This is a genomic window from Veronia pacifica, assembly GCF_001707825.1.
Taxonomy (GTDB): domain Bacteria; phylum Pseudomonadota; class Gammaproteobacteria; order Enterobacterales; family Vibrionaceae; genus Veronia; species Veronia pacifica.
Map to the genome: position 1 here is coordinate 193,421 of NZ_LYBM01000002.1, position 17,449 is coordinate 210,869.

The 17,449-nt window shown below is 44.3% G+C and carries 15 protein-coding genes; 7 read left to right on the top strand and 8 right to left on the bottom strand.

Annotated features, from left to right (window positions below; all coding sequences use genetic code 11):
* Positions 1-22 precede the first annotated feature (22 nt).
* From A8L45_RS02405 to A8L45_RS02425, 5 genes are all read left to right on the top strand, one after another.
* Positions 23-1,411: an aspartate aminotransferase family protein gene (locus tag A8L45_RS02405; RefSeq protein ID WP_068898830.1), complete on the top strand. Its 1,389-nt coding sequence runs from the start codon at positions 23-25 to the stop codon at positions 1,409-1,411.
* Positions 1,412-1,542: 131 nt separating this feature from the next.
* A complete protein-coding gene (locus A8L45_RS02410) occupies positions 1,543-2,643 on the top strand; it encodes a polyamine ABC transporter substrate-binding protein (protein WP_068898832.1) in 1,101 nt (366 codons plus the stop codon).
* 86 nt (positions 2,644-2,729) lie between these two features.
* Positions 2,730-3,851 (top strand): polyamine ABC transporter ATP-binding protein, encoded by a 1,122-nt coding sequence (gene potA, locus A8L45_RS02415; protein WP_068898835.1) that lies wholly within the window; start codon positions 2,730-2,732, stop codon positions 3,849-3,851.
* On the top strand, positions 3,848-4,771 hold the full coding sequence (locus A8L45_RS02420) for an ABC transporter permease subunit (protein ID WP_068898837.1): 924 nt from the start codon (positions 3,848-3,850) through the stop codon (positions 4,769-4,771). Before potA ends, A8L45_RS02420 begins: the two co-directional genes overlap by 4 nt.
* The gene (locus tag A8L45_RS02425; RefSeq protein WP_068898839.1) at positions 4,768-5,592 is read left to right on the top strand and encodes an ABC transporter permease subunit; all 825 of its coding nucleotides are present in this window, start codon (positions 4,768-4,770) and stop codon (positions 5,590-5,592) included. Before A8L45_RS02420 ends, A8L45_RS02425 begins: the two co-directional genes overlap by 4 nt.
* Positions 5,593-5,648: 56 nt before the next feature.
* Here A8L45_RS02425 and A8L45_RS02430 read toward each other — a convergent pair whose 3' ends face one another.
* Positions 5,649-6,668: a DUF6670 family protein gene (locus A8L45_RS02430; protein WP_175401885.1), complete on the bottom strand. Its 1,020-nt coding sequence runs from the start codon at positions 6,666-6,668 to the stop codon at positions 5,649-5,651.
* A gap of 243 nt (positions 6,669-6,911) precedes the next feature.
* A complete protein-coding gene (locus A8L45_RS02435) occupies positions 6,912-7,460 on the bottom strand; it encodes a cupin domain-containing protein (RefSeq protein ID WP_068898843.1) in 549 nt (182 codons plus the stop codon).
* Positions 7,461-7,813: 353 nt separating this feature from the next.
* Here A8L45_RS02435 and A8L45_RS02440 point away from each other — a divergent pair, with 353 nt between their 5' ends.
* A complete protein-coding gene (locus A8L45_RS02440; protein ID WP_068898846.1) occupies positions 7,814-9,124 on the top strand; it encodes an NAD(P)/FAD-dependent oxidoreductase in 1,311 nt (436 codons plus the stop codon).
* A gap of 66 nt (positions 9,125-9,190) precedes the next feature.
* Here A8L45_RS02440 and A8L45_RS02445 read toward each other — a convergent pair whose 3' ends face one another.
* The 6 genes from A8L45_RS02445 to A8L45_RS02470 all read right to left on the bottom strand — a co-directional run bounded on the left by A8L45_RS02445 (position 9,191) and on the right by A8L45_RS02470 (position 16,463).
* Positions 9,191-9,784, bottom strand: a complete 594-nt coding sequence (locus A8L45_RS02445) for an NAD(P)H-dependent oxidoreductase (RefSeq protein ID WP_068898848.1) — start codon at positions 9,782-9,784, stop codon at positions 9,191-9,193.
* 752 nt (positions 9,785-10,536) lie between these two features.
* Positions 10,537-12,033, bottom strand: a complete 1,497-nt coding sequence (locus A8L45_RS02450) for an aldehyde dehydrogenase (RefSeq protein ID WP_068898851.1) — start codon at positions 12,031-12,033, stop codon at positions 10,537-10,539.
* Positions 12,034-12,341: 308 nt separating this feature from the next.
* Positions 12,342-13,160 carry an SDR family NAD(P)-dependent oxidoreductase gene (locus A8L45_RS02455; RefSeq protein ID WP_068898853.1) on the bottom strand — a complete coding sequence of 273 codons (819 nt, stop codon included), beginning with the start codon at positions 13,158-13,160 and terminating at the stop codon, positions 12,342-12,344.
* Positions 13,161-13,293: 133 nt separating this feature from the next.
* Positions 13,294-14,112 (bottom strand): SDR family NAD(P)-dependent oxidoreductase, encoded by an 819-nt coding sequence (locus A8L45_RS02460; protein ID WP_068898855.1) that lies wholly within the window; start codon positions 14,110-14,112, stop codon positions 13,294-13,296.
* Positions 14,113-14,139: 27 nt separating this feature from the next.
* A complete protein-coding gene (locus A8L45_RS02465; protein ID WP_068898857.1) occupies positions 14,140-14,931 on the bottom strand; it encodes an SDR family NAD(P)-dependent oxidoreductase in 792 nt (263 codons plus the stop codon).
* 68 nt (positions 14,932-14,999) lie between these two features.
* Positions 15,000-16,463 carry a flavin-containing monooxygenase gene (locus A8L45_RS02470; RefSeq protein WP_068898859.1) on the bottom strand — a complete coding sequence of 488 codons (1,464 nt, stop codon included), beginning with the start codon at positions 16,461-16,463 and terminating at the stop codon, positions 15,000-15,002.
* Positions 16,464-16,572: 109 nt separating this feature from the next.
* Between A8L45_RS02470 and A8L45_RS02475 the strand changes: the two genes are divergently transcribed.
* A complete protein-coding gene (locus A8L45_RS02475) occupies positions 16,573-17,238 on the top strand; it encodes a TetR/AcrR family transcriptional regulator (RefSeq protein ID WP_068898862.1) in 666 nt (221 codons plus the stop codon).
* Positions 17,239-17,449 lie beyond the last annotated feature (211 nt).

Genomic DNA, 17,449 nt, shown 5'->3' on the forward strand with positions numbered 1-17,449 from the left:
CGATTTGAGATGTGGAGGCAATATGTCCGATCAGAATCTTGCTTACAACACGGAATGGTTACAACAACAGGATAATCAACATTACCTTCATCCTTTTTCCGATCATAAAACCCTGAGAGAGCAGGGAGCCAGGATGATAGTGCGAGCCGATGGGGTTTATATCTGGGACAGTGACGGTAACAAAATACTTGATGGCATGGCAGGGCTCTGGTGTACCAATATCGGTTATGGTCAGTCCCGTCTGGCAAAAGCAGCTTTTGATCAAATGAATGAGCTTCCTTATTACAACAGCTTCTTCCAGTGCGCCCACCCACCCGTGGTGGAGTTAGCCAAAACGATTGGCGAACTTGCTCCCGCGCATATGAACCAAGTTTTTTTCACTGGCTCAGGTTCTGAATCTAACGACACCGTTCTTCGTATGGTTCGCCACTACTGGACTCTGAAAGGACAGCCGGAAAAATTCACCATTATTGGCCGTCACAACGGCTATCACGGCTCAACGGTGGCAGGTGCGAGTCTTGGCGGTATGAAACCCATGCACAGTCAGGGCGGACTGCCAATACCCGGTATTCATCATATCCCCCAGCCTTACTGGTTTGGTGAAGGGGGCGACACAACACCGGAAGAGTTTGGTATTCAGGCCGCTCGCGAGCTTGAAAGCGCCATCCTTGATATCGGCGCAGACAAGGTTGCCGCCTTTATCGCAGAGCCTATTCAAGGAGCAGGTGGTGTGGTTATTCCACCAGATACTTACTGGCCCGAGATCAAGAATATCCTCGCTCGTTACGACATTTTGCTGATCGTTGACGAGGTGATTTGTGGCTTTGGCCGGACAGGTGAGTGGTTTGGTAGCCAATACTACGGTCTTGAGCCAGACTTTATGCCAATAGCTAAGGGAATGACATCAGGTTATATGCCAATGGGCGGGGTTATCGTCAGTGACCGTGTGGCAGGTACGTTTGAGCAAGAGGGCGGAGAGTTTTTTCACGGCTATACCTATTCTGGTCACCCTGTCGCTGCTGCCGTGGCGCTTGAAAATATCCGGCTGATCCAAGAAAACAAGCTGGTGGAATACGTCAAAAATGACATAGGGCCATATCTGCAAACCGCATGGCAAACACTGTCGGACCATCCCCTGGTTGGCGAGACACGTGGCGTTGGATTGCTCGGCGCATTGGAGCTGGTCAAAGAAAAAGCAGGCAGGGTCAGATTTGATTCGGAGTTAGATGTGGGCGGGATGTGTCGCACGCTTAGCGTCAGTAACGGTTTAGTGATGCGGGCTGTCGGTGACACCATGATCATCAGCCCTCCGCTGGTGATCAGTCATAGCGAGGTTGATGAGCTTGTGTCTAAGGCGCGTGAGGCTCTGGATTTAACCATGGAGGCCTTGCAGGCGGAAGGACTCTATTAAACGACAAAAAGATTTAGGTTGTTTTGTCTGCCGTTGGTAGACCTGTAATACCGGGGTTGTGCAAGCACTGCCCAAACGCCGAACAGGAATGTGCCTGTTCGGTTCATGGATACAGAAAACAAGGAGAAATCATGAAAATGTCAATCGGTAAACCGGTAACGGCGATTTTGTTGTGCAGCCTTGCGTTAACCTTTCAAGCCAGTGCAGAGGAGATCCTCCGAATTTATAACTGGAGTGATTATATTGCTGAAGACACCATCGAGAACTTTGAGAAAGAGACAGGAATCAAGGTTACATATGATGTCTATGATGGTAATGATGTACTGGAAGCCAAGTTACTGTCCGGAAATTCCGGCTACGATATTGTTGTCCCATCAAGCAGCTATCTCGCCAAACAAATTAAAGCGGGTGTGTATCAGAAGCTCGACCTCACCAGGCTGACAAACAAAGGCAATTTGGATGTGTCTCTGATGAAACGCCTTCAGAATGCAGACCCGGGCAATGCTCACTCTATCCCCTACCTATGGGGAACCAATGGAATTGGTTACAACCTGGACAAAGTCAAAGCGGCACTGGGTGGTGAACTTCCTGAGAATAAGCTCGATTTGTTATTTAAATCCGAATATGCATCAAAGTTGAAAGGCTGTGGTATTGCTATTGTCGATGCTGCTGATGAGGTGTTCCCGCAGGTTCTCCACTCGCTAGGGCTGGATCCGAACTCCAAGAATAAGGCAGACTACAAAAAAGCAGGGAAGAAGCTGGCCGAGATCCGCCCTAATGTGGCGTACTTCCATTCCTCTCGCTATATCACTGATCTGGCAAATGGCGATATCTGTTTAGCCTTTGGCTTTTCAGGCGATATTTTTCAGGCTGCATATCGAGCTGAGGAAGCAGGAAACGGTCAGAATGTCGTTTATGCCATCCCAAGCGACGGTGCAATGTTATGGTTCGATACGATGGCAATTCCGGCCGACGCCAAAAATGCAGCGAATGCCCACAAGTTTATGAACTACATATTGCGACCTGAGGTGATAGCCCCAATCACTGACTATGTAGCGTATGCCAACCCCAACCCTCCCTCAAACAAGTTACTCGATCCTGAAGTGCTGAATAACCCGGCTATTTATCCTCCAGAAGAGACGCTGGCAAAACTCTTTGTTGCTGAAGTACTGCCAAAGAAAATCAGCCGCGAAATGAACCGTATCTGGACGCGGATGAAAACAGGCAAGTAACTTGGATTCCTGACAGTGGAGCCTTTCTGCTGTCAGTGTTTTCCTGATTTTCCGCTTTTTTGGCTGAGCAGGCAGGATGCGTAGGTATGGAAAATGGAAATATAAATCAAAGTCGTTCATCGGATGAATTGCTGCGGATAGACCGGGTGAGCAAACTCTTCGGTGAAGTGAGAGCGGTCGATGATGTATCGCTGACCATAGACAAATGCGAGATTTTTTCTCTTCTTGGTGGCTCAGGATCAGGTAAGTCAACATTGCTCAGAATGTTGGCGGGATTCGAAAAACCGTCCACTGGGCGTATCTATCTCGATGGTGAGGACATCACCGACTTACCGCCTTACGAAAGACCCATCAATATGATGTTTCAGTCTTATGCACTGTTCCCCCATATGACGGTCGAACAGAATATTGCCTTTGGCCTGAAGCAGGATAAGTTACCGAAACAGGAAATTCGGGAAAAGGTCGTTGAAATGCTTAAGCTGGTGCGAATGGAGGCTTATGCCAAGCGCAAGCCCGATCAGCTTTCTGGCGGTCAGCGTCAGCGTGTGGCATTGGCCCGATCATTGGCAAAAAGACCTAAACTACTGCTGCTCGATGAGCCCATGGGCGCACTGGATAAAAAGCTGCGTACCCAGATGCAACTGGAGGTTGTAGAGATCCTTGAGCGCGTTGGCGTGACATGTGTGATGGTGACTCACGATCAGGAAGAGGCCATGACCATGGCTGGCAGAATCGCCATCATGCACGAAGGCTGGATCGCACAGACTGGGACGCCGACAGACATTTATGAAAGCCCAAACAGTCGGATGATCGCGGAATTTATCGGATCGGTAAATCTGTTTGAGGGAGAGATCGTATCTGACGAAGTGGATCACTGTATCATTCAGAGTCATGATATTGAGCAACAACTCTTTATCGGCCATGGTGTTGCCACTAACGTGGAAGACAATAGAGTCTGGCTGGCACTCAGACCTGAAAAAGCCTTGGTGACCCGTGATAAACCGGATGACAAGTTTAACTGGTCAAAGGGTATCGTCGATGATATTGCCTATCTCGGCGGCAACTCGATTTACTATATCCGTCTTCCCAGCGGTAAGGTCGTCATGTGCAGTATTGCCAATGTGTCCCGGCGGCAGGACAGACCAACATGGGAAGACGAAGTGTATATCAGTTGGGAGGCCACCAGTGGAGTGGTGTTGCGGTCATGAACGGGGCTGCAAAGAAAAAGCCGCTGGCAAAGCTGCTGTTTCCCAAAGGACGACATCTGACAATAGGCATTCCCTTTTTTTGGCTGCTGCTGTTCTTTACCCTGCCTTTTGTTATCGTTCTGAAAATCAGCTTTTCTACTGCCGCGATAGCAATCCCGCCATATGAAGCCATCGTTCAATACGCGGATGAAGTGATTCAAATTGCTCTGTATTTGGAAAACTATCTCCTGCTGTTTGAAGATGACCTTTACTACAAGGCTTATCTCAGTTCGGTCGAAATTGCTTTCTTTTCAACCCTTGGTTGTTTGTTACTGGGTTATCCAATGGCATATGCCATTGCACGTGCGCCAGCGAGGCAGCAGACTATTCTGTTGTTGTTGATCATGTTGCCGTCATGGACATCATTTCTTATCCGTGTATATGCATGGATGGGACTGCTCAGCAATACCGGGCTGGTTAACAGTAGTTTGATGTGGCTCGGGATCATCGATCAGCCAATCCAGATTCTCAATACCAATGTCGCTGTGTATATCGGTATTGTTTACTCGTATCTTCCCTTCATGGTTCTGCCGCTTTACGCCAATCTGGTCAAGCTTGATATGACGTTATTAGAGGCCGCAGAGGATTTGGGGTCTCGCAAACTAAATACTTTCTGGAAAGTCACTTGGCCACTGTCAAAAGGCGGAGTCATCGCGGGTTCCATGCTGGTGTTTATACCTGTTGTTGGCGAGTTTGTGATTCCAGAGCTACTTGGTGGCCCAGAAACATTGATGATAGGCAAAGTACTGTGGCAGGAGTTCTTTAATAACCGGGATTGGCCTGTCGCATCGGCACTGGCGATTGTTATGTTGGTCATCTTGATTATTCCGATAAGTCTTTTCCATCATTATCAATCCAAGGACTTGGAGGCCAGACGATGAGACAAAAGCGTTTTTCTTCCTTTGTGCTGTGGGGCGGACTGATATTCCTTTATCTGCCCATGCTGATTCTGGTGATTTACTCGTTTAATGCTTCTAAGCTGGTGACAGTCTGGGGCGGGTGGTCAGTGAAATGGTACGGCGAACTTTTCCGCGATGAGCAAATATTAAATGCCGTGTGGACCAGCCTAAAAATTGCCTTTTACAGTTCCAGCATGGCGGTGATACTCGGTACGCTGGCCGCATTTGTGATGACGCGTTTTCATCGCTCCAGGGGCAGGTTTGCCCTGTCGACGATGATCACAGCTCCTCTGGTAATGCCAGAGGTCATTATCGGTCTATCTTTACTGCTGCTCTTTGTCCAGATGGGTGAGCTATTTGGCTGGCCAGCAGAGCGGGGAATGACCACAGTATGGATTGCCCATTCGACATTTTGCGCTGCCTATGTCGCTGTCGTAGTCTCTTCCCGGTTGAGAGAGATGGATTTCTCAATTGAAGAAGCTGCAATGGATTTGGGGGCTACACCGCTGAAAGTCTTTTTTGTGGTAACTATCCCTATTATTTCGCCTTCATTGATTGCGGGTTGGCTACTCAGTTTCAGTCTGTCTCTCGATGATCTGGTGATCGCCAGCTTTGTGTCAGGGCCGGGTTCAACAACCTTACCTATGGTTGTCTTCTCGTCCGTTCGCTTGGGTGTCTCGCCAAAAATCAATGCGTTGGCGACCTTGATTATTCTTGCTGTTGCGATGGCCGCTTTCATTGCGTGGTACTTTGCCCGGCGAGCAGATCAAAAGTCTCGTGCTGCACTGGACGCGCAGGGATGAGCCCAGTTTGAGACTTTAAAAAGAATGCACCTGAACCTCTGTCTGTAACCAGAGGTTCAGGCCCTACAATCAACATATTCAATATACCCGCGACCACTGACAGCCTCTCCTTCAAGCTCCCCATGATATTGATAACCGCCAACATGGCCTCTGAGTAAACCATATGTCATTGGAGTATCTACTGTTCCATGTATTGTCAGTAAACTATCTCCGTTTTCATCGCTCGCAGTCCAAGTGAATGTCTCAGGCAGCCTGGTATGTCTTCCCTCGGGTGTTATTGTGTCAGCGTCCTCGAACTTGGTAACCTTAAAATGTGTTTTACGTTGATTGCTGTATTTAACCAGCTCACCCCGCCTTCGAATATATGCCTCTCGAGTGACTGGCTTACCTTTTATCATCAAAAGAGCCAATAAAAGCTGGGTGTTTTCATCAATATGAATAATCTGATAAGTGAAAAAATCATAGGGGAATCGATAAGCATGGGAGATTGGCTTATTGAACAGGCTATACAAACTTATCAAATTACAGTATTCGAAACAGCCATGTCCAGATATTAATTTATCTACCCCTTTGTTTGAAATATGTCCTTTAAAGTCTGCCATCAATGAGAGGTGCTTATATACCGGATTATGAATAAACCAAGTAACGTTATCGTGACAGGTCAATGTAATATCAAGATGATAATTATCATGAGACATTTGGAGACGAAACTCTGGATATTGGCCGGATATTGTTACGTCATCACCATATTTAACAAGGCTACCATCTGGAGACATTTGACAGTCACGATCAACTGAATAAGAGGCAAAGTTTGAGGTTTCAGGTAATGCAGTTCCGCTTACCTGAGTGACATTTCGTCTCGGGGTATCAACTAGCATATAGTCGTTATCTATCATCTTTATCCCCGATGAACCGATAAAAGACATTAGCGAAAAATACTTAAATGGCTCAGGTAAATTAGGAATCATCACACCATAGTGAGTACAGCTAAAAAATCGTCTGTCGATATTGGGTCGAATTATTTCAGGAGAGCCGAAGCGTTTTAATCGCTCCTCCTTTGTTGAATCAATTCCCATAAAAATTTTATATAATGCTCGTTTAGCTATATTCAAGTTACTCACTCCTTTCTTGAATGAACATTCCAGTTTCAATTTATATTATCGAAAAAATATAAATTAGCTGTGCCTTTTTTAGGAATGTTATTTTTTGAATGAGTGAGTTTTTATATTTAATTAAACTGTATTCATAAGCATTTTTATACAATGCAATACATTTAAGAAATATAATTCCAGATACCATTATGCATCTGGAATTATGAATTAGAAATTAGCGGGTGTAGTGGCACTAAAAAGGATGCATGTTTCATCGAAGGGATTATTAAAGCGATGTGGACGGTTACTGTCAAAATAGTAACTATCACCTTTATCAAGGATGTGTATTTCATCGCCGACAGTCAGTTCCAGTTTTCCTTCTATGACTATGCCTGCTTCTTCACCGTCATGTTGAATCATGTCCGAACCGGAGTTTGTTCTTGGCGGATACGTTTCATGGAGAACAGACAGGACACGATTGGGAAAATCTTTGCCGACCATCTTCATAGAGACATCACTTGAGCCAATTTCAAGCAGATCCTGTTGTCGATAGACGACAGGTACACTGTCTACCTCGGCAATGTCGGAGGAAAAGAAGTCTACCAGTGACATAGGAATACCCGAGAGCACCTTCTTCAGTGAACTGACAGAGGGACTGACACTGTTTTTCTCAATCATCGAAATGGTGCTGTTAGTGACACCTGCCCGTTTGGCCAGTTCACGTTGGGATAATCCTCTTTGTTTTCTGACGGCTTTGAGGTTAGCTCCGATATCCAAGCTGTATCTCTCCTTGCTTGCAATGTGTGTTGTCTATCAATACAAGTTGACAATAAAAGTGAAAACTTGCTCAGAGGTATAACATAACACACTGGGCTGTAATTGATTTTGAACATTGATCCTAATCACTGATGGAGTGATTTCAAGCAGTTTCTCTCTGAGAACAGTCTGCTACTCGAAGTGATTTTGAAGAGTTCTGTATCTATCCAACTAAAATTACTCATAAATAATGATGTTGAGTGTGTATTTCGTGTCTCAGTTGTTGTTATTCCCACGAACTTTCCCCAAACATTATTCACTCCTTTGTCAATAATAGCGTAATATTTGTTTAATATATTTTACGGAGAAGGTATATGTCTGGCTTTCTTTCCGGCCAATCGCACACAGGTTCCTATTATGCGGCGACGGCAAAATACACGCAGAGTTACCCGATATTGGAAGACAATATCGAGGTGGATGTTTGCATCGTCGGAGGAGGTTTCAGTGGTGTTAACTGTGCCCTCGAGCTGAAAAGCCGAGGATTTGACGTTGCTCTATTGGAAGCCAATAAAATAGGCTGGGGGGCGTCGGGCAGGAATGGCGGTGAACTTATTCGTGGCATAGGTCATGGCTTGGAGCAATTTTCTAACCAGATAGGTGAGGAAGGCGTCCGGTCGCTAGAGCTTATGGGCATTGAAGCGGTAGAGATTGTAAAGGCTAGAGTTGCTGAGCATCACATTGATTGCGATCTCACTATGGGGTACTGCGACCTTGCGATGAAAGGCTTACATATAAAAGAACTCCAGCATGAATTTGAGCAGCTTAAACGAAACGGATACCAGCATGAGTTGAGGATATTAGATAAGTCTGAGCTGGGTGAAGTCATTGGGTCAGAGCAATATGCTGGCGGTATGTTGGACATGGGTAGTGGACACCTTCATCCATTAAACCTTGTAACGGGTGAAGCTCAGGCAGCCAGCGAAATGGGTGTGAAAATCTTTGAAAATTCCCCAGCGGTCTCAATACGCAAGGGAGATAAGCCTGTCGTGAATACCGAGATGGGTCAAATTCGTTGTCAGTATCTGGTTCTGGCTGGCAACGCTTACATAGGCCATAAACTTGAGCCTTATATTGGCGGAAAAGTCTTACCTGCAGGCAGCTATATCATTGGTACTGAACCTCTGGAGGATGCGATAGCGAATGACATTATTCCGCACAATATGGCATTCGCCGACATGAGTATCGACCTCGACTATTACCGTTTATCCGCGGACAAACGACTGCTATTTGGCGGTCTCTGTACCTATTCGGGTAAAGATCCTAAAGACATCATCGCTGCGTTGCGTCCTAATATGGACAAGGTCTTCCCTCAGCTCAAAAATGTGGCTATCGACTTTAAATGGGGAGGGATGATTGGAATAGGTGCTAACCGATTGCCCCAAATTGGCCGTTTACCGGATGCGCCAAATATTCTCTTTGCTCAGGCTTATGCCGGGCATGGGGTCAATGCTACCCACCTTGCGGGCAAGGTGATTGCGGAAGCTCTGGCTGGACAGGCCGAACGTTTTGATGTGTTCTCCCGCGTAAAACATATCACGTTTCCGGGAGGGCCATTGCTTCGCTCTCCCTTACTGGCGATCGGGATGACCTACCACAGGCTGAAAGAAGCACTCAGTTCTGGCTAGCAGAAATATCAAGGAGCCTTTGGCTCCTTGATGAAATAAGCGTCTATCGAGATTTTTTGCCAAAAATCACATGCCGTGGATAAATGCCTTCCCTGCTTCCAGCATATCTCTATGTACGGGGCCAAGGGCTCGCGCATAGCCTTCTAGCAGTGTCATGGTGTATCGACATCTTTCATCAAAATGTGGCTTGGTACAGTGCAGGTTCTGGTCAAGTAGCGCACTTACATCACGGAAAATAAGGTGATCAGGCAGGAAACAAACATGGTTATTTTTGCTGCCTGTCAAACGTAATTCGCTGATTGGATAAACTCCATTAACACTTGCTGATACGCTGACGGCAAGAGCAGGCTTGTGTGCCATTTCTTTTGCTGTAGAAAGCATCAGAAAGTTTTTCAATGCGGGCGTTGCCATTCCGTGCCATTCGGGAGTGATGAAAATAAAGGCATCTGATGTGCTAAGTCCCTCTGCGATCTCTTTCCACGGTTTCCACTCTTCTCCACCTTTCCCAATATTCTCATTCCAAAGGGGCAAGTTAATTGCGTGTAGATCCAGAATATTTACCTGTTCGAAACTTGATTGTGCGATCTTGCCCAGATATTGAGCGACTTTTTCACTCTGAGAATTGGCGCGTTGACTGCCTGCAACGATGGTGATTTTCATCTTTATTCCTTTCCCTGACGAGTGCTTCGAGCACATTTTGATTAATGGTTTTATTTGATAAGTAGATATTTTTTATATCCGATTACTGGGTGGGATTTTTATTGATTGTGTTTTTCATTACTATTTTTTTCTAATAAAAATAGAATCTTATTATGATTTTTTCATTTAATTACGAGCGGCATCACCATGATAACCAGAGGCTAATGGCCTTTTAATCATAAGTTGAGTGTGGGCTGATCAATGAATGAGACCTTGATTAAAAATACCCCTCCATTTTAATTTTCAAAGCCATGGTGAGATTGTGGGCTACTGAGATAGAAGGGAATGGGAGATGCAGCAATTTGTACTTTGCATCCTCTTTCCTGAATTGATTCAATTGATTCACACGGTGATATCTGTGATTGGAAATAGCACCGTGTGGAAGAAATCCTCATTTAGCCTATCGCTGTTTTTTCTCTTCGGTTAATCGTCTTGTCTGACGGAGTACTTTTGTTCTCACTTGCTTTTCTCGCGGTATGACGGGCCGTCAATATTGCTGTTAAACCCAAGGTGATGAGTAGTCCCCGGACGATAACTGAGGATGCGGTGTGTCTAGGGTTAAATTTGCCAGGTTTTTAAATCTAACCTTTACGATTTATTATTAATTAAAACAGTCACTTATTTTTGGGGCGAGGGGCAGCTAATTAGGCTGAAAAGCCAACGTTATCGTTAGCTTGTTATGCGAATGCAATTTTTCAGAGTCTGTTTGAGACTTAAAGCTTTATCCAAGTCGCCTTTACTTCAGTGTACTTCTCAAATGCATGAAGTGATTTGTCCCGACCGTTTCCTGATTGCTTATAACCGCCAAAGGGTGCCGTCATATCACCACCATCATATTGGTTAATCCAAACCATTCCTGTTCGCAGAGCCTTTGCCGTTTTATGGGCGCGACTGATATCTGACGTCCATACAGCTGCAGCCAAGCCATAGTCACTGTCGTTGGCAATCGCAATGGCTTCTTCTGCTGTATCAAAAGTGATCACAGACAAAACAGGGCCAAAGATCTCTTTTTGTGCAATGTCCATTGCATTGTCAACACCATCAAACATGGTAGGTTGAACGTAGAGTCCCCCTGTTTCAGCCATAGCTCTCTCACCGCCGGATACAATTTTGGCACCCGCCTGCTTTCCGCTCTCGATATAATCCATGACTGTCTCGAGCTGGTTTTGGTCTACCAGCGCGCCTACATTGGTATCCGGGTCTAAGGGATGGCCGGGACGCCATGCTTTGAGTGCGTCAGACACTTTAGCAACAAATTCATCTTTAATACTGCTTTCTACTAATAGGCGTGAACCAGCAATACATACTTCACCCTGATTAAAAGCGATTGCAGAGGCTGCGGACTCAGCGGCTGCATCAAGGTCTGGCGCATCGGCAAATACGATATTTGGGCTTTTTCCGCCTGCTTCCAGCCAGACCCTTTTCATGTTTGACTGCCCGGCATAAATCATCAGCTGCTTGGCGATACGTGTTGAACCAGTAAAGACAAGTGTGTCGACATCCATGTGCAGAGCCAGAGCTTCACCTACGCTATGCCCATACCCGGGCAACACATTCAGTACTCCCGGTGGGATGCCCGCGTCAATGGCCAGTTGAGCAACTCTGATTGCTGTCAGCGGCGACTTCTCAGAAGGTTTGAGGATCACCGAATTACCGGAAGCCAGTGCAGGTCCCAGTTTCCAACAAGCCATCATCAGCGGGAAATTCCACGGTACAATAGCAGCAATGACGCCGACAGGCTCCCGGGTAACCATACCGATTTCATCATTCGACGTTGGCGCAATCTCATCGTAAAGCTTGTCAATCGCTTCTCCAGACCAACGCAGCGCATTGGCGGACGCTGGGATATCGATGCTATATGAATCACCGATTGGTTTTCCCATATCGAGTGTTTCAAGCGCCGCCAACTCATCAGCATGCTGTTGAATTAAGTCAGCAAACCTGACTACCAGTCGCTTTCTTTTGGCGGGAGGTAGCTGTGACCAGCTGCCACCTTCGAAGGTGCTTCTGGCATTCTCGACCGCAACGTCAGCATCTGCTTTGTCACAACTGGCAATACTGGCAATTACTGAACCGTCTATCGGGCTGATGCAGTCGAACGTATCACCACTGATAGCTGGCTGATATTGTCCGTTTATGAAGGATCTACCTTCAATACTCAGTGACGCAGCAAATGCTTGCCATTGTTCCTTAGTTTGGGGAGATGTCATATCTGTTCTTCCTAGTACCAGATTTTGGCGGTATGTCGTGTTTGATAAATCACACCATTTTCGTTCGATATATTTTACACTTTAGGTGAGGTGTTCAGTGTATTCAATAGCGATAGTCAACCAATTTTGCCAGTGTTAATAAGGTAAGACAAAGAAGGATATTCGAGGTTTGATATGGGAGTGTTTTAAATAGAGCGTCGTTTTGCTGATTACGTTCTTTTAAAAACAAACCGAGTCTAATGATGAGTAAGGATACTAGGAGAACGCAGACTTACGTTCTCCTCAATGCAGCGAATCTTGAATCGTTATTATCTGACTTCAGTGCGACGAACTTTCATCGCCACACGGAGAATATAAGGGAAGGTATTGGGAAGTATCCGAATTAGCCAGTCTTGAATTCTGCCGTCTGAAATAAAGATTCGACCCTTCTTTTTTCTCACTCCTTGAATGATTATTTTGGCCGCTTTATCCGGGGTAGCGCCTATGCGTTGCAGCATGTCATGAAAATGGGGCGTGTTCGTGCCGTGATAGTCCGAATTGAGGGTAATATTTGTTGCCACTGCACCGGGATGAACAGTATGAAAAGTAATGTTTTTTAGACCGCGAATAGCATGCTCAGTGCGCAAGGTGTCAGTGAAACCTCTGACAGCAAATTTTGTTGTGCAGTAAGGGATGAGATAAGGGAAGGGAAGCAGGCCCTGAGAACTGGATAAATTAATCACCGCCGCCTCATCTTGCTTCACCATCACTGGATAAAGGAGTTTCGTCGTTCTTATCACGCCCCAATAGTTAACGTTGGTTATCCGTTCGAAATCTTCGAGAGAGAGTTCACTGAAGGTACGATCCCCCAGTGCTATGCCTGCGTTGTTAAACAATAAATGAACGTCACCAAACTCCTGTTTAACGTCCTCGACGAATGAACTAATCTGGTCGAGGTCTGACATATCAACATGTTTTGACAGAACTCGTATATTTTTTTTAGCCAGTAAGTGCTCTGTTTCAGTTCTGTCATTGATATCGCAGAAGGCAATGTTAACCCCAAGGTCAGCCAGAGCAACGACCAGTGATTGTCCTATCCCTTCTGCAGCACCAGTCACTACTGCGGTTTTACCCTCGAACGATTTCATTTCACCTCCCTGATATTGATAATCTCCACAGAGTGAACGCATCTTAAATAAGCTGCGAACCCGTTTCTTGAGCTCTCATTACGGTTAACTGATTGTTGGGTCTGGCTATCGATTGAGCTTATGCGCTAGTGCTTTATCTGATAGGAATTCGCCGCCACCAAATGACCCAACGCATGATTGTTGGGAATACGGTAGGAAACAACCTCAAAAGTAAGTCACTTTCATAGCCATCAGAAATAAAAATTCGGCCTTTATTCTTTTTTACACCATCGAGCATAATCTTTGCTGCTTGTGCAGGAGAACATCCTCGTTTTTGTAATTCCTGATGAAATTGCACTGTATTAGGCCCGTGATATTGGGCGTTCAAGGTAATGTCAGTCGCTACGCATCCTGGGTGTACCGTATGGAATGTCATATTGTTTATTCCCCGGATACGATGTTCTGCTCTTAATGTTTCTGAAAAACCTCGAACGGCAAATTTGGTTGTACAATAGGGGACAAGATAGGGTGTCGGCTGAATGCCTGCAGCACTGGATATACTTACTACCGCGGATTCTGGCCTTTTCACCATATGTGGGTAGAGGTATTGTGTTGTCCGGACAACGCCCCAGTAATTAATGTCTGTGATTTTCTCGAAATCTTCAGGGGTCAGCTCGTCAAACGTGCGGTCTCCCAAAGCGACACCTGCGTTGTTCACCAGCAGATCAACACTGCCTAGTGCTTCGATAGTATTATCTATAAACGCGTATATCTGCTCTGGCTTAGTTATATCTACAGTCTCGCTGTAGACTCGCACATTGTATTGAGCAAGCAGTTCCTTTGTCTGGCTTAGATCGCCTATATCAAAAAAGGCGACGTTGGCTCCCTGTTTAGCAAGCTCAACGAGCAGTGCCCGACCAATTCCTCCCGCTCCACCCGTGACGACGGCATTTTTTCCATCGAATGTCTTCATGTTATATCTCCTTGCGAACGGGTCACATTACGAAAGACGTTGGTTGATAATGATGCTCCATAGACTCAACGGACAAAACTTGGATGCCAGCCATACGGGAAACGACATGTATCCATAAACGATTCTTTGTCGCTTTTTTCGAATACCATTAATCACGTGACGGGCAATTTTTTCTGGTGGGGTTTTTAGAAACGTTTGATGAAAATGAATAGCTTTCTCATCACCCCGACGACTTATATTGGTGTTGATTCCGCCGGGATGAACACAATGAATAGTGATTGGAGATTGGTAATATTCTGTCATCAACGACTGAGTGAAACCTGCAACAGCAAATTTAGCCGCACAATAATCGGCACAGTCTGGTATACCAACCATTCCAAATATGCTGGATATATTAACGAGAGCGCCCTCATTATTGGCTTCTAGGTGAGGAATAAATACCTTAGTACCATTAAAAACCCCATTGAGGTTGACCTTTAGATTTCGGTTAAAGTCATCACTATCCATGTCTTTAACCGATTTTCCAGACGTTTCTATGCCAGCATTATTTATAATGACGTGTGCATATCCCATCTCTTTTTCTAATCGATCACCAAATTTTTTCATTTCAGTGAAATCAGAAACATCAAAGGCCGCTGTCAGTATTTCTGTATTTTTTCCTAATGCTAGAATGTTATTTTTGGTTACATTTAAAGACTCCTCGTCAAAATCATTGAGCGCGAGTTTAGCCCCAAGCTTGGCAAATTCAATTGCGTAAGCCCGTCCCATACCAGACCCGGCTCCTGTTATAACAATTATTTTATTTTTAAAATTATTCATCAACTGTTCTCAATATGGGTTTTTAAACATACGATGATTTAAAGGTGTTGCTGGGTTGACTATTAATTTTATGAAAATATGTGGTGTTCATTTTTTACTTTTCTTGTCATTAAGTGATAGCTAAAGCTGAAACCTGGATACATTGCAATTACTTTACCGCTTTTACTTTTATACCAGCTATTACATCCACCTTTATGCCATACTGTTTTCTCCATTTCTTTATGGAGTTTATTAGTATATCTCTCTTCAGATTCTGATTTTACTTCGAACGTTTTGAAGCCATTTTTTTCACATTTCATTATTGCATCAATAATATAATTCATTTGTGATTCAATAATGAAAATAGCTGAGGTATGGCCAATTCCGGAGTTTGGTCCGCAAGACAAAAAGAGGTTGGGGAACCCAGGTAATGTTGTTCCCACATATGCGCGAGGATAATCTTCCCAAACCTGTGCGATATTGAGGTTATTTTTGCCCTTTATCGGATACGAAATCACCCCGTCAGTTGCATCATAACCTGTAGCGTAGACAATCAAATCCAGATCAACCTGCTTGCCTTGCGTGGTTAAAATACCCCTTTTATTGATTTCTTTGATACCATTTTCTCTGAGGTATAAATGCGTATTGTTGCGATTATACGTTTTCAGCAAGTCGTTTGAGAGAATAATACGTTTACATCCTATCGTATAATCTGGAGTAAGTGACTTCCTTAGCTCTTCATTCTCTACTTGCTTTTTCAAGTGCCACATAGCCTGACGCTGAGGCACATTCTTCATCATCCACTGTGAGTACTTAAAGCCAACCATCCTCGTTTCAAGACCCCAGTAAATGGCATAGCGTACGAGTTTATAGATTGACTTTATACCCAATAGTTTACGTTCAATTTTACTGAACACTCTGTCTGGTCTGGGCAACACCCAATGAGGTGTTCGCTGAAAAACATGGAGTGTTTCGACATCTGGAGCAATCGTTGGAATGACCTGTGATGCACTTGCCCCTGACCCAATAACGGCCACCCGTTTTCCATGGTAGTCGTAATCCTGATTCCAATTGTTGGTGTGGAAGGATTCGCCCTCGAATAATTCTTTTCCCTTGAAATTAGGAATAACTGGCGTACTTAGGGGACCAGTACAGTTGATTATAAACTGTGCTTTATAGTTCTTGTCGCCATTAATTATAACATTCCATTTTCTCTCAAGGTTGTCCCACTTTATTTTCTGAACGTTCTTATTTAGTTTTATTTTATCTTTTAGGTTATATTTTTCTATTATATTGTTTGTATATTGCTTTAACTCGGATTGTTCAGCAAACATTCTTGACCATGGGAAGGGTTCAAAAGATAGCGAATATAATGGAGACTGAACGTCAACGGCGGCACCGGGGTATGAGTTCTGACACCATGTTCCACCAGTAAAGCTTCTTCTCTCTAATATAACAAAATCACTTATACCATTATTAATTAAATTTATCGCCGCGCATTGTCCGCTAAAGCCGCTACCTACTATCACAACCTTGTGTTGAAAAAACTCCATATCTTCCCCGACCGAAACTTCTTAATGATAAGTTTGTTTTTAGCTATAATGGGGACATGCTAGATCTGAAATCACTTGTAGTCAAATTAGAAAAACGGAATGTTATAAGATGTCTAATAATGAATCAATTGTTAAGGATTCGAGAAATTATGCTGGTGTAAGTGCTCAACAAAGAGCACAAGAACGTAAAGATAAACTCATGAGTGCAGCTCTAGAGATTGTGGGTACCCAAGGCTTTAAAAACGCGACTGTGAGAACAATTTGCAAAGAATCTGGCTTGACCCAGCGTTATTACTACGAAGCATTCGAAAATGCTGAAGATATGCTTATTCAACTTTATAACCACGAGTTGAAGCGCCTTTATTCCCATATTCAAACCGTCATTAATAATGAGAAAAAAACAGAAGAAAAATTACGTGCTGGCCTCAGAGCATATTTAGAAACGCTTTATAATGACCCGCGGATTGCCAGAGTAATTTTAAGTGAGGTGCTCGGCGTGTCTGAAAAAGTTGATTTAGCATATCAGACGCATACAAATAGATTTGTTACTTTTTTGACTGTGTTGTACAAACAACTAGTTTTCGATTCAGTGAAAAAAAATCTTAATCTTCCTTACGAGATGTTCGCACGTGGTTCTGTTGGTGCTGTCGTTTTTATTGCCAGAAACTGGGTAATGACAGGTTATGAAGAAGACCTTGATAAATTAGTTGATGATATTTCCTTCTTACCCACCAAGGTGATTAAACACAGCGGTAAATTGCGATTTTTCTTGTAAGTACAATTCCCTCCGACTGCAATGTTTTTGCCAGATCAATAAACGGGTTTTTGTTTTACCCGCTTTTTGCTCCGGGCCTTACACAATTATATGCATATCTGTGTCAACTCGACTGATTGTCAGATGAGTGCTTCTTAGTCAAAAGTTCACGTCTTCATTTAAATGTACTTGTTCTCAATATTGAACTTGGGTGTTAAATATATTTGTATTT